The organism is Comamonas antarctica (assembly GCF_013363755.1).
Taxonomy (GTDB): domain Bacteria; phylum Pseudomonadota; class Gammaproteobacteria; order Burkholderiales; family Burkholderiaceae_C; genus Comamonas; species Comamonas antarctica.
Window position 1 is genome coordinate 3017951 of the sequence record NZ_CP054840.1, and the last position, 15248, is coordinate 3033198.

The 15248-nt window shown below is 67.3% G+C and carries 16 protein-coding genes; 9 read left to right on the top strand and 7 right to left on the bottom strand.

Annotation, left to right across the window (positions count from 1 at the left end):
• Nucleotides 1-95 precede the first annotated feature (95 nt).
• Both dapA and bamC read left to right on the top strand, forming a co-directional pair.
• Entirely contained in the window at nucleotides 96-992 is an 897-nt protein-coding gene (dapA, locus tag HUK68_RS13935; RefSeq protein WP_175504711.1) for a 4-hydroxy-tetrahydrodipicolinate synthase, read from the top strand.
• A gap of 40 nt (nucleotides 993-1032) precedes the next feature.
• Nucleotides 1033-2127 (top strand): NlpB/DapX family lipoprotein, encoded by a 1095-nt coding sequence (gene bamC / locus HUK68_RS13940; protein WP_244146178.1) that lies wholly within the window; start codon nucleotides 1033-1035, stop codon nucleotides 2125-2127.
• Between the two features lie 164 nt (nucleotides 2128-2291).
• Here the strand turns inward: bamC and HUK68_RS23505 are convergent, their stop codons facing one another.
• The 3 genes from HUK68_RS23505 to HUK68_RS13955 form a co-directional block, all read right to left on the bottom strand.
• Complete coding sequence (locus HUK68_RS23505; RefSeq protein ID WP_315127111.1) at nucleotides 2292-2876, bottom strand: hypothetical protein; 585 nt, start codon at nucleotides 2874-2876, stop codon at nucleotides 2292-2294.
• A gap of 1 nt (nucleotide 2877) precedes the next feature.
• A complete protein-coding gene (locus HUK68_RS13950; protein WP_175504712.1) occupies nucleotides 2878-3999 on the bottom strand; it encodes a cupin domain-containing protein in 1122 nt (373 codons plus the stop codon).
• 136 nt (nucleotides 4000-4135) lie between these two features.
• Complete coding sequence (locus HUK68_RS13955) at nucleotides 4136-5083, bottom strand: helix-turn-helix domain-containing protein (RefSeq protein WP_175504713.1); 948 nt, start codon at nucleotides 5081-5083, stop codon at nucleotides 4136-4138.
• Between the two features lie 177 nt (nucleotides 5084-5260).
• Here HUK68_RS13955 and HUK68_RS13960 point away from each other — a divergent pair, with 177 nt between their 5' ends.
• The 7 genes from HUK68_RS13960 to HUK68_RS13990 all read left to right on the top strand — a co-directional run bounded on the left by HUK68_RS13960 (nucleotide 5261) and on the right by HUK68_RS13990 (nucleotide 12025).
• Nucleotides 5261-6490 (top strand): amino acid ABC transporter substrate-binding protein, encoded by a 1230-nt coding sequence (locus HUK68_RS13960; protein ID WP_175504714.1) that lies wholly within the window; start codon nucleotides 5261-5263, stop codon nucleotides 6488-6490.
• Nucleotides 6491-6502: 12 nt separating this feature from the next.
• Entirely contained in the window at nucleotides 6503-7378 is an 876-nt protein-coding gene (locus HUK68_RS13965) for a branched-chain amino acid ABC transporter permease (RefSeq protein ID WP_175504715.1), read from the top strand.
• Nucleotides 7375-8304 (top strand): branched-chain amino acid ABC transporter permease, encoded by a 930-nt coding sequence (locus tag HUK68_RS13970; RefSeq protein WP_175504716.1) that lies wholly within the window; start codon nucleotides 7375-7377, stop codon nucleotides 8302-8304. The genes HUK68_RS13965 and HUK68_RS13970 overlap by 4 nt, the downstream gene beginning before the upstream one ends.
• The gene (locus HUK68_RS13975; protein WP_175504717.1) at nucleotides 8301-9050 is read left to right on the top strand and encodes an ABC transporter ATP-binding protein; all 750 of its coding nucleotides are present in this window, start codon (nucleotides 8301-8303) and stop codon (nucleotides 9048-9050) included. The genes HUK68_RS13970 and HUK68_RS13975 overlap by 4 nt, the downstream gene beginning before the upstream one ends.
• A complete protein-coding gene (locus tag HUK68_RS13980; protein ID WP_175504718.1) occupies nucleotides 9043-9756 on the top strand; it encodes an ABC transporter ATP-binding protein in 714 nt (237 codons plus the stop codon). The genes HUK68_RS13975 and HUK68_RS13980 overlap by 8 nt, the downstream gene beginning before the upstream one ends.
• A gap of 172 nt (nucleotides 9757-9928) precedes the next feature.
• A complete protein-coding gene (locus HUK68_RS13985; protein ID WP_175504719.1) occupies nucleotides 9929-11380 on the top strand; it encodes an aldehyde dehydrogenase in 1452 nt (483 codons plus the stop codon).
• Between the two features lie 120 nt (nucleotides 11381-11500).
• Nucleotides 11501-12025, top strand: coding sequence for an FKBP-type peptidyl-prolyl cis-trans isomerase (locus HUK68_RS13990; RefSeq protein WP_175504720.1), 525 nt, complete (start codon nucleotides 11501-11503; stop codon nucleotides 12023-12025).
• 42 nt (nucleotides 12026-12067) lie between these two features.
• On the opposite strand, the gene HUK68_RS13995 is transcribed toward HUK68_RS13990, so the two are convergent.
• The 4 genes from HUK68_RS13995 to coaBC form a co-directional block, all read right to left on the bottom strand.
• Nucleotides 12068-12610, bottom strand: a complete 543-nt coding sequence (locus tag HUK68_RS13995; protein ID WP_175504721.1) for an outer membrane lipoprotein — start codon at nucleotides 12608-12610, stop codon at nucleotides 12068-12070.
• A gap of 165 nt (nucleotides 12611-12775) precedes the next feature.
• Entirely contained in the window at nucleotides 12776-13225 is a 450-nt protein-coding gene (gene dut, locus HUK68_RS14000) for a dUTP diphosphatase (protein WP_175504722.1), read from the bottom strand.
• 137 nt (nucleotides 13226-13362) lie between these two features.
• Nucleotides 13363-13833: a hypothetical protein gene (locus HUK68_RS14005; RefSeq protein ID WP_175504723.1), complete on the bottom strand. Its 471-nt coding sequence runs from the start codon at nucleotides 13831-13833 to the stop codon at nucleotides 13363-13365.
• Complete coding sequence (gene coaBC, locus HUK68_RS14010; RefSeq protein WP_175504724.1) at nucleotides 13830-15074, bottom strand: bifunctional phosphopantothenoylcysteine decarboxylase/phosphopantothenate--cysteine ligase CoaBC; 1245 nt, start codon at nucleotides 15072-15074, stop codon at nucleotides 13830-13832. Before coaBC ends, HUK68_RS14005 begins: the two co-directional genes overlap by 4 nt.
• Nucleotides 15075-15248: the final 174 nt, after the last annotated feature.

Consider the following 15248-nt stretch of genomic DNA (forward strand, 5'->3'; position numbering starts at 1 on the left):
CCGGAAACCGTCTCCTCCCCGGGGATGCCCGGGTGAGCCAACTCAGGGTTGCGGACACTCGTTAGAATGTCCCTTTCCCGTTTTCAACTGCGGACATGACCTCTTCCACCGTCGCTCTCACCGGCAGCATTGTTGCCCTCGTCACCCCCATGCACGAAGACGGTAGCGTCGACTACCCGAGCCTGCGCAAACTGATCGACTGGCATATCGCCGAAGGCACCGACTGCATCGGCGTGGTGGGCACCACCGGTGAATCCCCCACCGTCAATGTGGAAGAGCACTGCGAGATCATTCGCGTGGCCGTCGAGCAGGCCGCCAAGCGCGTGCCCATCATGGCCGGCTGCGGCGCGAACTCCACGCGCGAAGCCATCGAGCTGGCGCAGTTCGCCAAGTCCGTCGGCGCCGACAGCCAGCTGCAGGTCGTGCCCTACTACAACAAGCCCACGCAAGAGGGCCAGTACCAGCACTTCAAGGCGATTGCAGAAGCCGTGGGCGACCTGCCGACGATTCTCTACAACGTGCCCGGCCGCTCGGTCGCGGACATGCAGCACGACACCGTGCTGCGCCTGGCGCAGGTGCCGGGCATCATCGGCATCAAGGAAGCCACGGGCAACATCGAGCGCGCGCAATGGCTGATCCGCGATGTGCCCGCCGGCTTCGGCGTGTATTCGGGCGACGATCCGACCGCGGTGGCCTTGATGCTCTGCGGCGGCCATGGCAACGTCAGCGTCACCGCCAACGTCGCGCCGCGCCTGATGAGCGAGCTGTGCAAGGCGGCCCTGGCCGGCGACGTGCAGCGCGCGATGCAGATCCAGCTGCAGCTGATGCCGGTGCACAAGAACCTGTTCATCGAAGCCAACCCGATTCCCGTGAAATGGGCCGTCGCCCGCATGGGCCTGTGCGGCGCTACGATGCGCCTGCCAATGACCGACCTGAGCCCCCAACATGTGGACGCAGTCGAGGGCGCGCTGCGCTCCGCGGCGCTGATCTGAGCCCGCGTTCCCACTTATCAGAGCACCTAGGATTATTCGCGTGAAACCAACTACTGCACGTCTGGGCCTGCTGGGCCTGGCCATGGCGCTTTCTGCCTGCACCACCTTCACTCCGGAAAAGATCGACTACAAGAGCGCCACCAAGGCGCCGACGCTGGAAGTCCCGCCCGACCTGAGCCAGCTCACGCGCGACTCGCGCTACGCCGTTCCCGGCGGCGTGGTCTCGGCCAACGCCATGCAGGCGGGCCAGGCCAAGGCGCCGACCGGCGCGCAGACCGTGGTCAGCAACATCGGCGACGTGCGCATCGAGCGCGCGGGCACCGAACGCTGGCTCGTGATCCAGCGCCCCGCCGACCAGCTCTGGGACCCGGTGCGCGAGTTCTGGCTGGAAAACGGCTTCGTGCTGGTGCAGGAAGATGCCAAGCTCGGCATCATGGAAACCGACTGGGCCGAGAACCGCGCCAAGCTGCCGCAGGACGTGATCCGCGCGGCGCTGGGCAAGGTCTTCGACTCGCTGTACTCCACCGGCGAGCGCGACAAGTTCCGCACGCGCCTGGAGCGCAAGCCTGACGGCGGCACCGAGATCTACGTCACCCACCGCGGCATGATCGAGGTCTATTCGACGCAGGCCAAGGACTCGACGGCATGGCAGCCGCGCCCCGCCGACACGGAGCTGGAGACCGAGTTCCTGCGCCGCATGATGGTCCGGCTGGGTGTGAGCCAGGAGCAGTCGCAAGCCGCCGCGGCTTCGGTGCAGTCGGCACCGCCCGCGCCCAGCGCGCGCATGGACACCGTCGACAACGTGCCCGTGGTGCTGCTGGACGAAGGCTTCGACCGCGCCTGGCGCCGTGTCGGCCTGGCGCTCGACCGCACCGGCTTCACCGTCGAAGACCGCGACCGCAGCCGCGGCATCTACTTCGTGCGCTACGTCTCGCCCGAGGAGCAGAAGGCCAAGGGCTTCTTCAGCCGCATCTTCAGCCAGGGCGGCGAGGCTTCGGCACCGGTCAAGTACCAGGTGCAGGTGCGCACCGAGGGCGATCGCTCGACGGTGACGGTGCTGACTGCGGCCGGCGCTCCCGAGACCTCGGCCAACGCCCAGCGCATCGTGCGCGTGCTGACCGACGACCTGAAGTAAGCACAGCCACCGAACGGCCCCGCGCGGGCCGCTCACGACAAGCCACCGCCTGCGGTGGCTTTTTCATGCCCTGTGGCAAACCGCGGACGTAAAAAAACCCCGGTCTTGCGAACGGGGTTTTGTGCCAGGCCAAAGCCGGCGAACCGGCTTCAGCGCCGCAGCATTTACTTGGCAGCAGCAGCGCCGGCAGCGGCGTCGGCAGCAGCCTTGGCAGCATCTTCCGAAGCCTTGGCAGCGTCGGCCGAAGCGTCAGCAGCGTTGGCAGCAGCGCCAGCGGCGGCAGCGTCGGCGGCAGGAGCCGTAGCGGCAGCGTCAGCAGCGGGAGCGACCGGAGCGGTTTCCACGGGAGCAGCAGCAGGAGCTTCCACAGCAGGAGCGGCCACGGGTGCAGCTTCTTCCTTCTTGCCGCAAGCGACGAGAGCAGCAGCAGCGATCACGGTAGCCAGGACGAGGGAGTTCTTCATTTCGATTTTCCTATTTTGAGGAGCATTGAGAATTCGATATGCCATTAACGGCCAGCCTCTTGCAGCCATGGAACGTTGCGGCAGAGTCGCAAGATAATTGCTGCGACACAGCGAACGATTATAGGTACGGTTTCGGCAATCCTGACGATTCCTGACAACACTTCTACAAATGTCCACAACTTTTTTTAGGGTCAACCCTGTGGCGGCAGCGTCGGCATGATCGAGGCCTGTCCATTCAACGCGCGAGCTTGAATCTTCGCCTGTCAGACGAATGCCCGCACACATGTCAGACAGCGCTACGTACCCATCCCGCCTCGTACCAGGACGACAATAATTCCAGCGCATCGTCGCTGGCCTTGGCGAGTTCGCGCGCCGACAGCGCGCGCTGGTCGGCCAGCAGGCGCATCAGCTTCGCGTCGCGGCCCCCGGCGAGATAGCTCTCGCCGTTGATGAACACATGGCGTGCGTCGTACATCATGCGCGTGCGCCGGTCGAGCACCACGGCTTCGAGCATGACGCCCTCCTCGCCGGCCTCGAACCAGACATTGGGCTTGGGATCGGTCAGGTATTCGCCCAGCGCACGCTCCAGCGCCAGCGGCTCGGCGAGCGCGCGCTGCAGCGCGGCGCGCGCGAACTCGGCCATGCTCGCCGGAATCTCGCCCGGGTGGGCCACGGCTTCCTGCTTTGGATCCTTGTAGAGCACCGGCGTTTCGGGCTCATCGGGTTCGTCCGACATGCGCAGCAGCAGCTCGCGCGCCAGTTCCTCGCGCGCCGGGGCGCGAAAGCCGATCGAATAGGTCATGCACTCGCCTTCGGCCACGCCGTCATGGGCATAGCGCGGCGGCAGATACAGCATGTCGCCGGGCTCGAGCACGAATTCCTGCTCGGGCTCGAAATCGGCCAGGATCTTCAGCGGCACGCCTTCCTGCAGCGTCAGGTCCTTCTGCCGGCCGATGCGCCAGCGGCGCTTGCCGTGCGCCTGCAGCAGGAACACGTCATAGCTGTCGAAATGCGGGCCCACGCCGCCGCCGTCGGTGGCGTAGCTGATCATCAGGTCATCCAGGCGGGCTTCGGGCACGAAGCGGAACTGCTGCAACAGCGCATGCACGCCCGCGTCATGCAGGTCCACGCCCTGCACCAGCAGCGACCAGGCCTTCTGGCTCAGCGCCGGCAGGTCCTGGCTGCCGAACGGGCCATGGTCCATCGTCCAGCCCTTCTTCTGCTGGCGGATCAGCCGCGACTCGACGCCATCCTGGCCGGCCAGATCAAACAGCGCATCGCGGCCCACGGGCGCCACCATGCCTGGAATGGCCTGGCGCACCAGCAGCGGCTTCTTGTGCCAGTGGCGGCGCATGAACTGGGAAGCGGTCATTCCGCCCAGCAGGGCAAGGGGTTGGTCAATATCCATGGCAGTCAGCTACTTGCAATCTATTAATGGACTGCATTGTCCTATGTAAGCCGTGACAGGGGTTTGCTTGACGTTCGCCCTGAGCCTGTCGAAGGGTGAACGGTCTGTCCTCGAAACCGTGCACGCCATGCCTGACTCAACGCAATGCCCGGAACTCCGTCGGCGCCATTCCGGTATACGCCTTGAACGCGCGGCTGAAATGCGCGCTGCTGCTGAAGCCGCAGCCGAACGCGATATCAGTGATGGTGCGCGCGGCGTTGCGGGCGTCGCGCAACTCGCGCATGCACAGCTCCAGGCGCAGTTGCTGGATCCACGCGGCCAGCGCCAGCGGTTCGTCGGCAAACGCGTTGTACAGATGGCGCTTGCTGCAGTTCATCGCGCGCGCAATGTCGTCGATGCACAGCCGCGGATCGCGCACATGGGCCGCGACATGCGCGCGGATGCGGTCCTTGAAGGCCTGCTGCTGCGTCACCGCCGTGCCGCGCCCCGACAGCTCCTGCAGCGACAGGTGCACCAGGTCGATCAGCAGCTCGCCCGCGCGTTCGGCCACGGCTGGCGCCATGGTCGGCAGTTCCTGGTAGGTGCTGCGCATGGCTTCGAGCGCGACGCGCGCGATGCCCGAGCCGCCGCCGACATTGCGCCCCATCAGCCCCTCGAGCCGGATGCCGCGCTGCTCCAGGCTGCGCCGCGGCAGCATCACGATCAGATGCTCGGACCATTCGGGATTGGCCACCTCGTAGGCCTGGCTGGTGTCGTAGATCACCCAGCTGCCGTTGCGCGCGCTGGCTTCGCGCCCCTGCTGGCTCACGGCGGCCAGCCCCTGCCAGGGCGCGACGATCTTCACCTGGTCGGCATCGTGCGAGCGCAGGCCCTGCACGCTGCGGATCACGCGGTGGCGCGCGGCCTCGAGCCGCGTCATGACCACGGCGCCGGCCTGCGAGCGCTGCAGATGGCCTTCGAACACGGTATCGCCATAGAGGTCGGTGCCCAGGCCCGAGAACAGCTTCGCCATCCAGTCCTGCCATGCAGGAACGGCTTCATGCGCCGAAAGGCCGTCGGTGCTCAAGCTGCTTGCGGTGTCCATCTGCGCTACCTCCCGGGGATGTGCGGCCGATTATCCAGGCAGGCGCGCAGCCGCTGGAAAACCCTGAGCGCCGTGCATCCACAGTCAAGCACTTTGTGCATGCTCGGTACAGCCGCGCTAGAGGCCCCGCCCTAGCATGCGTGCACGCCCGGCAAAAGGGCGACCAAGGAGACAAGCATGAAGACAGCAAGCAAACGTTTCTGGCTGCAGCAGGTGGCTGCCGCCGCCGCTCTTGCCACCATGGCGCCGCTGGCGCTGGCGCAGGAAGCGCCGAAATCGGTGCGCATCGGCTGGGCCATTGCCAAGACCGGCCACAACGCCGGCGGCACTGCCGCCACGGTGGCGCCCAACTACCAGCTCTGGGTCAAGGAGATCAACGCCGCGGGCGGCATCCTGCTCAAGGCCTACGGCAAGCGCGTGCCCATCGAGGTCGTGGAATACGACGACCGCTCGAGCACCGAGGAGGCGGTGCGTGCCACGGAACGCCTGATGACCCAGGACAAGGTCGACTTCGTGCTGCCGCCCTGGAGCACGGGCAGCAACCTGGCCGTGGGTCCGACCTATGAGAAGCACAAGTACCCGCTGCTGGCCGCAACGGCGGTGACCGACAAGGCGCCCGAGCTGGCCAAGCGCTGGAAGCATGCGTTCTTCTTCCTGGGCACGGGCGCGGGCTACGCCGAGTCGCTGGTGAGCTTCCTCGAAAGCGCCAAGAAGGACGGCAAGATCGGCAACAAGATCGCCATGATCAACATCGCCGACGGCTTTGGCGTGGAACTCGCCAACGCCACGCGCAAGGCCGCCAAGGCGCATGGCTTCGAGCTGGTCTACGACAAGAGCTATCCCGTAGGCACGCAGGACATGACGCCGCTGCTGACCGAAGTCAAGAGCAAGAACGCCGATGTGTTCATTGCCTACTCCTACCCGCCCGACACCATGCTGATCACCGAGCAGTCGCGCGTCAACGGCCTCAATCCCAAGGTGATGTTCACCGGCGTGGGCACGCAGTTCCCGATGTACAAGGCCAGGTTCGGCGCGGCCGCCGAAGGCATCATGGCGCCGGGCGGCGTCGACTTCGATGCGCCCGCGATCAAGGACTATTTCAAGCGCCACAAGGAGTCGGCCGGCTACGAGCCCGACCGCTTCGCCAGCACCATCCAGTACACCTCGCTGCAGGTGCTGCAGCAGGCGATCGAGCGCGTGGGCAGGATCGACCGCGCGGCCGTGACGCAGGAGATCAAGACCGGCACCTTCGACACCATCATCGGCCCGGTCAAGCTCGAGAACCAGATGCTGACCAAGCTCTGGTATGTGGGCCAGTGGCAGAACGGCGAGTTCTACGGCATCGCGCCGGCCAACCGCGCGGGCGCCAAGCCGGCGGTCATTCCAAAACCGGCCTGGAAGAACTGAAGCCCCTGCCCCATGAATCCATTGGATATCCTGCTCGCGGGCAGCACCCTGGGCGGCCTCTACGGGCTGATTGCCATGGGGCTGACCCTGCAATACGGCGTGGCGCGCATCATGAACCTCTCCTATGGCGAGTTCCTGATCGCGCCGGCCTTCCTGGCCTACCTGGGCGTGAGCGCCTGGGGCCTGTCGCCGCTGCTGATCCTGCTGCTGGTGCTGCCGCTGGGCTTTGCCGTGCAGTGGCTGGTCTACCAGCTGCTGCTCACGCCGCTGGTGCGGCGCACCGGCGCGGGCCCGGCGCTCGAGGTCGACTCCATCCTCGCCACCTTTGGCCTGATGTTTGTCGTGCAGGGCATCATGATGGTGGCCTTTGGCGGCAACTACCACAGCTACACCTACCTCTCGATCCCGGTGCAGGTCCTGGGCAGCACCGTTGCCGCCAACCGGCTGCTGGTGCTGGGCGTGGCCATCGCGCTGGGCCTGGGCCTGTACCTGCTGCTGACGCGCACGCGCATCGGCACCGTGGTGCGCGCCGTGTCGGTCGCGCCGCGCTTCGCGCCGCTGGTGGGCATCGATGTGCGCTTCACCGCGGCGCTGGCGTTCGGCCTGGGCGGCGCGATGGTGGCGGCGTCGGGCGTGCTGGTCAGCATGTTCCTGCCATTCTCGGCGGCCATGGGCACGATGTTCGCGATGAAGGCGCTGATCGTGGTGATCATGGGCGGCGTCGGCAATCTGCTGGGCTGCCTGATGGCCGCAATGATGCTCGGCTTTGCCGAGACGCTGGTGGCCACTTTCATCGACCCCGGCCTCACGCTGGCGGTGAACTATGCGCTGTTTCTCGGCGTGCTGCTGCTGCGCCCCACGGGCCTGTTTGGAAAGGGCGCGCGATGAACCGCGGCGAATACCTTGCATGGGGCGCGGGCGCGCTCGTCATGGCGCTGCTGGCCACGGTGCCGCAGTGGCTGGACAACGATTACTACCTGTCGCTGTTGATCAGCGTGCTGATGTACAGCGTGCTGGCCTCGGCCTGGGCGCTGTTCTCCGGGCCGACGCGCTATGTCTCGCTGGCCACGGTGGCGTTCTTCGGCGTGGGCGCATACACCACGGCGGTGTTCGGCGAGGCCCTGCCCTGGGCCGCGGTGCTGCTGGTCGCGCTGGGCGTGGGCGTGGCCATGGCGCTGGTGGTGGGACTGGCGACGCTGCGGCTGTCGGGGGTGTATTTCGTGATCTTCAGCTTCGGCCTGGCCGAGTTGGTCAAGCAGCTCGTGACCTGGTACGAGGTCAACATCACCAAGGACCTGGGCCGCTATGTGTTTGTCGACATCACCGCGCAGGACATCTACTGGCAGCTGCTGGCGCTGCTGGCGCTGGTGCTGGGCCTGCGCGCGTGGATTGCACGCACCCGGCTCGGGCTGGCGCTGCGCGTGATCGGCGAGGACGAGACGGTGGCCGTGCACGTGGGCATCAACACCACGCGCGTCAAGGTGCTGCTGTTCACGCTGAGCGCGTCGTTCATGACCGTGGCCGGCGCGATCATGGCGCCGCGCTGGACCTATCTCGACCCGACCATTGCGTTCGCGCCCGCGATCTCGTTCCAGACGCTGATCATGGCGCTGCTCGGCGGTGCCGGCTCGCTGTTCGGGCCGCTGCTCGGCGCGGTGCCGCTGGTGCTGCTGTTCGAGTTCCTGTCGGCGAACTTTCCCAACCATTTCGCCATTCTTGTCGGTCTGGTGTTCATGCTGATCGTCTATGCGGTGCCGCAAGGCATCTCGGGCTGGCTGCGCCGGCGCAAACCGCACGACGGAGGTGCGCAATGAGTACGCCATTGCTGGAAATCAAGGCCTTGAGCAAGCGCTTTGGCGGCCTGGTAGCGGTCAACGGGCTGTCATTCGACGTGCATGCGGGCGAAGTCGTGGGCCTGCTGGGCCCCAATGGCTCGGGCAAGACCACGGCCATGAACCTGGTGTCGGGCGCACTCGCGCCGAGCGCCGGCGAAGTGCGCTTTGCGGGCCGCCGCATCAGCGGCCTGCCCAGCCACCAGATCGCGCGCCTGGGCGTGGCGCGCACCTTCCAGCTGGTGCGCGTGCTGGGCGGCATGAACTGCCGCGACAACGTTGCCGCGGGCCTGGCATTCCGCCCCGGCGGCCTGCATGGCCGTGCCGCGGCGCAGGCCGCGCAGCAGTTGCTCGAGCGCGTGGGCCTGGGTGCCCAGGCCGGGCTCGCCGCGAGCGAGCTGACCTATATCGACCAGAAGCGGCTGGAACTGGCGCGCGCGCTGGCGCTCGCGCCCAAACTGCTGCTGCTCGATGAGTGGCTCGCCGGGCTCAACCCCACGGAACTGCAACAGGGCATCGCGCTGATCGCAGCGCTGCGCGACGAAGGAATGACGGTGCTGATGGTCGAACATGTGATGGACGCGGTGCATGCGCTGTGCAGCCGCTGCGTGGTGATGAACGCCGGCGCGCGCATTGCCGATGGCGCCACGCGCACGGTGCTGTCCGATCCGCGCGTGATCGAAGCCTACCTGGGCAGCGATGACGATGTGGAGGCCGCCCATGCTTGAAGTACGCGAGCTGTGCGTGGCCTATGGCAAGCACCAGGCGCTGCGCGGCGTGTCGCTGCAGGTCGCCAAGGGCGAGCTGGTGGTGATGCTGGGCGCGAACGGCGCGGGCAAGTCCTCGCTGCTCAAGGCGATTGGCGCGATGGTGCGGCCGCTGGCCGGCGCCAGCGTGCTGCTCGCGGGCCGGGAACTCACGCGCCTGCCCGCGCACCAGGTGGTCGAAACCGGCCTGGCGCTGGTGCCCGAAGGCCGCGGCGTATTTGGCGACTTGACGGTGCGCGAGAACCTGCAGCTCGGCGCCCAGCCGCGGCGCGCGCGTGCGCTCGAAGCGCAGAGCCTGGAACGCGTGCTGGAGCTGTTCCCCAAGCTCGCGCAGCGCATGGGCCAAAGCGTGCGCACCATGAGCGGCGGCGAGCAGCAGATGGTGGCCGTGGGCCGCGCGCTGATGTCGGCGCCCGATATCCTGCTGCTCGATGAACCGTCGCTCGGCCTGTCGCCGCTGATGTGCAGGGAGCTGTTCGCGGCGCTGGCCCGTATCCGCACGCTGGGTGTGGGCGTGCTGCTGGTCGAGCAGAATGCCAGGCAGAGCCTGGCCATTGCCGACCGCGGCTACCTGCTCGAAACCGGGTTGGTCGTGGGCGCAGGCACGGCCGCCGAACTGCAAGCCAGTGCGGCGGTGCGCAAGGCATACCTTGGAAGCACCCCCTGAGCGGCTTCGCCGCTTCCCCCTCTCAACCTTCGGTGGAGGGGGACGACACCCTCGCTGCGGGGCGGCCCTTGCTCGGTGTCCCCACGCCGGGCCTCGCCTGTTTCAACTAGCGTGAGCCTTGCAACCGCTACGAATGACTGCAACTTTATTTTCTTTCAACAAAGGAAGTTCCATGATCGAACAACAAATGCTGATTGGCGGCCAGTTTGCGGGCGCCACGGGCGGCGCGACTTTCGAGCGCCGCAATCCGCTCGACGGCCAGGTCGCCACGCGCGCGCCCGCCGCCACCGCCGACGACGCGCGCGCCGCGGTCGATGCCGCGGCCAAGGCGTTTCCCGCCTGGGCCGCGATGGGCCCGGGCGAGCGCCGCGCCTTGCTGATGAAGGCTTCCGCGGCGATCGAAGCCAAGGGCGAAGCCTTTGCCGCGGCCATGGCCGCCGAGACCGGCGCCTCGGGCATCTGGGCCGGCTTCAACGTGCACCTGGCGGCCGACATGTTTCTCGAAGCCGCGTCGCTGACCACGCAGATCAGCGGCCAGGTGATTCCCTCGAACGTGCCCGGCAGCCTGGCCATGGCCGTGCGCCAGCCCGCGGGCGTGGTCGTGGGCATCGCGCCCTGGAATGCGCCCATCATCCTGGCGGTGCGCGCGATTGCCACGCCGCTGGCCTGCGGCAACACCGTGGTGCTCAAGGGCTCGGAGCTGTGCCCCGCGACCCATGGCCTGATCATCGAGGCGCTGCAGGAAGGCGGCCTGCCGCCGGGCGTGGTGAACTTCGTCACCAACGCCCCCGCCGATGCGGGTGCGGTGGTCGAAGCGATGATCGCCCACCCGGCCGTGCGCCGCGTCAACTTCACGGGCTCGACACGCGTCGGCCGCATCATCGGCCAGACCGCGGCCAAGTACCTCAAGCCGGCGATTCTCGAGCTCGGCGGCAAGGCGCCGTTCCTGGTGCTCGACGACGCCGACATCGACGCCGCCGTGGCCGGCGCGACCTTTGGCGCGTTTGCCAACTCGGGCCAGATCTGCATGTCGACCGAGCGCATCATCGTCGACAACCAGGTCGCCGACGCGTTCATCGCCAAGCTCGTGGCGCGCGCCACCTCGCTGCCGCTGGGCGACCCGCGCCAGGGTCCGGTGGTGCTGGGCTCGGTCGTCGACCAGACCACGGTCGAACGCGTCAATGCGCTGATCGACGACGCCGTCGCCAAGGGCGCCAGGCTGCTGTGCGGCGGCAAGGCCGACAGCACGCTGATGCCCGCGACGCTGCTGGACCATGTGACGTCGGACATGGAGATCTTCTACGAGGAGACCTTTGCGCCGGTGAAGGCCATCGTGCGCGTGGACGGCATCGAGCAGGCGATCGCGGTGGCCAACGACAATGAATTCGGCCTGGCCTCGGCCGTCTACGGCCGCGACACGGCGCGCGCCTGGCAGGTCGCGGCGCGCATCGAGTCGGGCATCTGCCACATCAACGGCCCCACGGTGCATGACGAAGCGCAAATGCCGTTTGGCGGCGTGAAAAGCTCGGGCTATGGCCACTTCGGCGGCCAGGCGGGCATCGATGCGTTCACCGATACGCGCTGGATCACCATGCAGACCACGCCGCGCCATTACCCCTTCTGAGGCGGGCGGCACGCCGCCAAAGCCCGGCGCAGCCGGGCGGCCTTGACAGGCATGGGAAAATCCCTGGCATACCGGCCCCTGCCCTGCGGGGGCCTTTTCCCATTCAAAAGGCTGCAAACCATGGAAATCAAGGAACAATGCGTGGTCGCTCTGACCTGGACCCTCAAGGACACGCTGGGCGAGGAACTGGATGTGCTCGAGGAGCCGGTCGATTTCCTGGTCGGCGGCGATGACCTGCTGCCGGCGATCGAACGCGCGCTGCAGGGCCACAGCCCGGGCGCGACGCTGGACCTGCATCTCGAACCCGAGGACGCGTTTGGCGACTACAACGAGAAGCTGATCTTTCTCGAGCCGCGCACGCTGTTCCCTGCCGAGACCGAGGAAGGCATGACCTTCGAAGGCCATGTGCTGCCCGAGGGCACCAACCCCGAGGCGCCCAAGGACGCGCTGTACACCGTCACGGACATCTACCCCGAGCATGTGGTGCTCGACGGCAACCACCCGCTGGCCGGCATCGCGCTGCGCCTGCACCTCAAGGTCGAAGGCGTGCGCGAAGCCACCGAAGAGGAGATCGGCCGCGGCAGCGCGGGCACGGGCTTCTTCCGTATCCAGCCGCAGGTGCCGGGCAACGACACCGTGCACTGAAACAAAAAAGGGGGCCGCAGCCCCCTTTTTTCATTCTCCCGGTCAGCGCACCAGCTGATCGCCTTCGACACGCACGCGGTCGCCGATGTTCAGCTGCGGCGGGTTGGGATAGTCGAACGCGCGCAGGCTGCCGTCGCGCATTTCCACCGTCACGCGGTAGATGTCGCGCACGCTGCCGCCACCGGCATGGTTCTGCACGGCATTGCCGGCCAGCGCGCCGCCCACGACACCGGCTGCGGTGGCCAGCGTACGGCCCGAGCCGCCGCCGATCTGGTGGCCGACCAGGCCGCCGAGCACGCCGCCGACGATGGCGCCACCGGCGCCCACTCCGCTCGAATCCTGTACGCGCACGGTTTCAATGTTCACAATGCGGCCTTGCTGCACCTGAACCGGATAGCTTTGCGGATAACCGGCCGACGGATAGGTCTGGCCGGGGTAGGTCTGGGCCGGATAGGTGGGCTGCGAAGCCACGGGGTAGCTGGGCTGGTTGTAGCCGCCGCCTTGCGGATAGCCCGCACACGCCGTCAGCGCAGCGACAATGACACCGGCACCTGCGACGCGGCTCCAACGTTGAATGTTCTTCATGCAAACCTCCTGTTAGGGCATGCCGATGCGACCTGGAATCGATGGATACCCGTCCTCGGCATGGACCAGTCCATTTTGACCAGCCTGTCAACCTATAACGGTAGGCCGGCATCCAATGCCGACAGGTTTGACACTTGCTAACAGAAAGTGCTTTCGGATACGGTTTCAGGCCTTGCCGGTCGAACCATAGCCGCCTTCGCCGCGCTCCGAGACCGCGCCGAACTCGTCCACGATGCGGAAGCTCGGCTGCACCACGGGCACGATCACCAGCTGCGCGAGACGGTCCATGGGCTGCAGCGTGAAGGCCGTGGGCGAGCGGTTCCAGGCGCTGACCATCAGCTGGCCCTGGTAGTCGCTGTCGATCAGCCCGACCAGGTTGCCGAGCACGATGCCATGCTTGTGGCCCAGGCCCGAGCGCGGCAGGATCATCGCGGCATAGCCCGGGTCTTCGAGGTGGATGGCCATGCCCGTGGGCACGAGCTGCCATTCGCCGGGCGCGAGCGTCAGCGGCGCGTCGAGGCAGGCACGCAGGTCGAGGCCGGCGCTGCCGGGCGTGGCATAGGCAGGCATGTTGTCGCGCAGGCGCGCGTCGAGGATCTTCAGGTCGACATTCATGGAATTTGCCCCGGCCCGGACGCATGCCGGGCCGCTTCGGGCCAGTGAGGAATTGGAAAGGTACGCGCCGGCCGCAGAGCCCGCAGCCGCGCAGCGGCCGCCATCATCGCCGAAATTGCCGGCCCCGCCGCGCGGCTTCAGCTTTTGCTGCGCGCCTGCGCCTTGGCCACGAGCTTGAACAGGATGTTGCCGAGGAAGGCCAGCCCGATCAGCCACGAGGCCGCGGCGCCAAAGAACATGATGGCGACAAACACCACGATCCACATCGCGGCCGGCGCCAGCTTCCATGCCGCGGACTGCAGCCGCGGACGGCCGGCCGCCGGTGGGTGTGCGATCTGTGCCTGGCTGCGGCGCGTGTCGCCGGACTGCGCCGGCGCGCGCGTGCCGGGCGGGCGCGGCGCATTGCGCGTTGCGCGCGCGGCCTGCCCCTGCGGTGTCCGCGCCTGTGCCAGTTGCTGCGCTTCGGCGTCGGCCATCAATTGGTCGACATAGCGCGCGAAGTCGCCATCGGCCGGGCCGTCATAGCCGACCTCGCTGGCCCGTCCCAGCGCATGGCGGCCAAAATGCGTGGCGTTGCGCCCGCGCAGTGCGTCTGTCCAAGCGCTCATGTGAGCACCTGCGAAATCATGGCGGCGGGGCGATGCAGGCGCTGCGCGATCTCGGCCACCAGTTGCTGCGCCAGCACGCGCTTGGAGGCCTGCGGCAGTTCGCGGTGGCCCTCGGCATCGACCAGCAGCAGCGCGTTGTCGTCCTGGCCGAACGTGGCCGGGCCGATGTTGCCGACCAGCAGCGGCACCTGCTTGCGCAGCCGCTTGGCCGTCGCGTGCGCCAGCAGATCATGGCTTTCGGCGGCAAATCCGACGCAGTACAGCTGGCCGGCACGCGCGCGCGGCGACTGCGCGATGCGCGCCAGGATATCGGTGTTCTCGACGAAGGCCAGCGTGGGCACCTCGCCCGAGCCGTCCTTCTTGATCTTCTGCTCCGAGGCCAGCGCCGGTCGCCAGTCGGCCACGGCAGCGGTGGCGATGAAGATGCTCGCGGCATCGGCCGATTGCTCGACGGCGCGCAGCATCTGCTCGGCCGACTGCACGTCGATGCGGCGCACGCCGCGCGGCGTGGGCAGCGACACCGGGCCCGCGACCAGCGTGACTTCGGCGCCGGCCTCGCGCGCCGCGCGCGCAATCGCAAAGCCCATCTTGCCGCTGGAGCGGTTGGTGATGCCGCGCACCGGGTCGATGGCCTCGAAGGTCGGCCCGGCGGTGATCAGCAGATGCTGGCCCGCGAGCTGCTTGGCCGTGAAGAAGGCGCTCAGCTCCTGCATCAGCTCGGCCGGCTCGAGCATGCGGCCGTCGCCGGTCTCGCCGCAGGCCTGCTCGCCCGTGCCCACGCCCAGCACGGTCGCGCCATCGCGCACCACCTGGGCGAAATTGCGCTGGGTCGCGGGATGCACCCACATCTCGCGGTTCATGGCCGGCGCCAGCAGCAGCGGCACGCGCTCGATCGGCCGCGCCAGGCACAGCAGGCTCAGCAGCTCATCGGACCGCCCCTGCGCGAGCCGCGCCGCGAAATCGGCGCTGCACGGCGCGATCAGGATCGCATCGGCCTCGCGGCTGAGGTTGATGTGCGGCATGTTGTTATGCTCGCGCGCATCCCACTGCGAGCCATAGACCGTGCGGCCCGACAATGCCTGCATGGTCACGGGCGTGATGAACTGCTCGGCGGCCTCGGTCATGACGACCTGCACCGTCGCGCCGGCCTTGATCAGCAGCCGGCACAGCTCCGCCGACTTGTAACAAGCCACGCCTCCACTGAGGCCCAGAACCAGATGTTTGCCTGCGAACTCTTTCATACGGCGAATTTAGCAGACAAGGCCAAGCTTGGCAGGGTATATCGGCGTCAGCTCCGACAGACGAAATGGGCACGCATCTATAATCCTTCTTTACCAACACCTATAAGGAAGCTCTGCGCAAATCATCGCGCCGTGGGCATCTGCGGTCTCAGGCGGCCTGCGGCGTTGCAAATC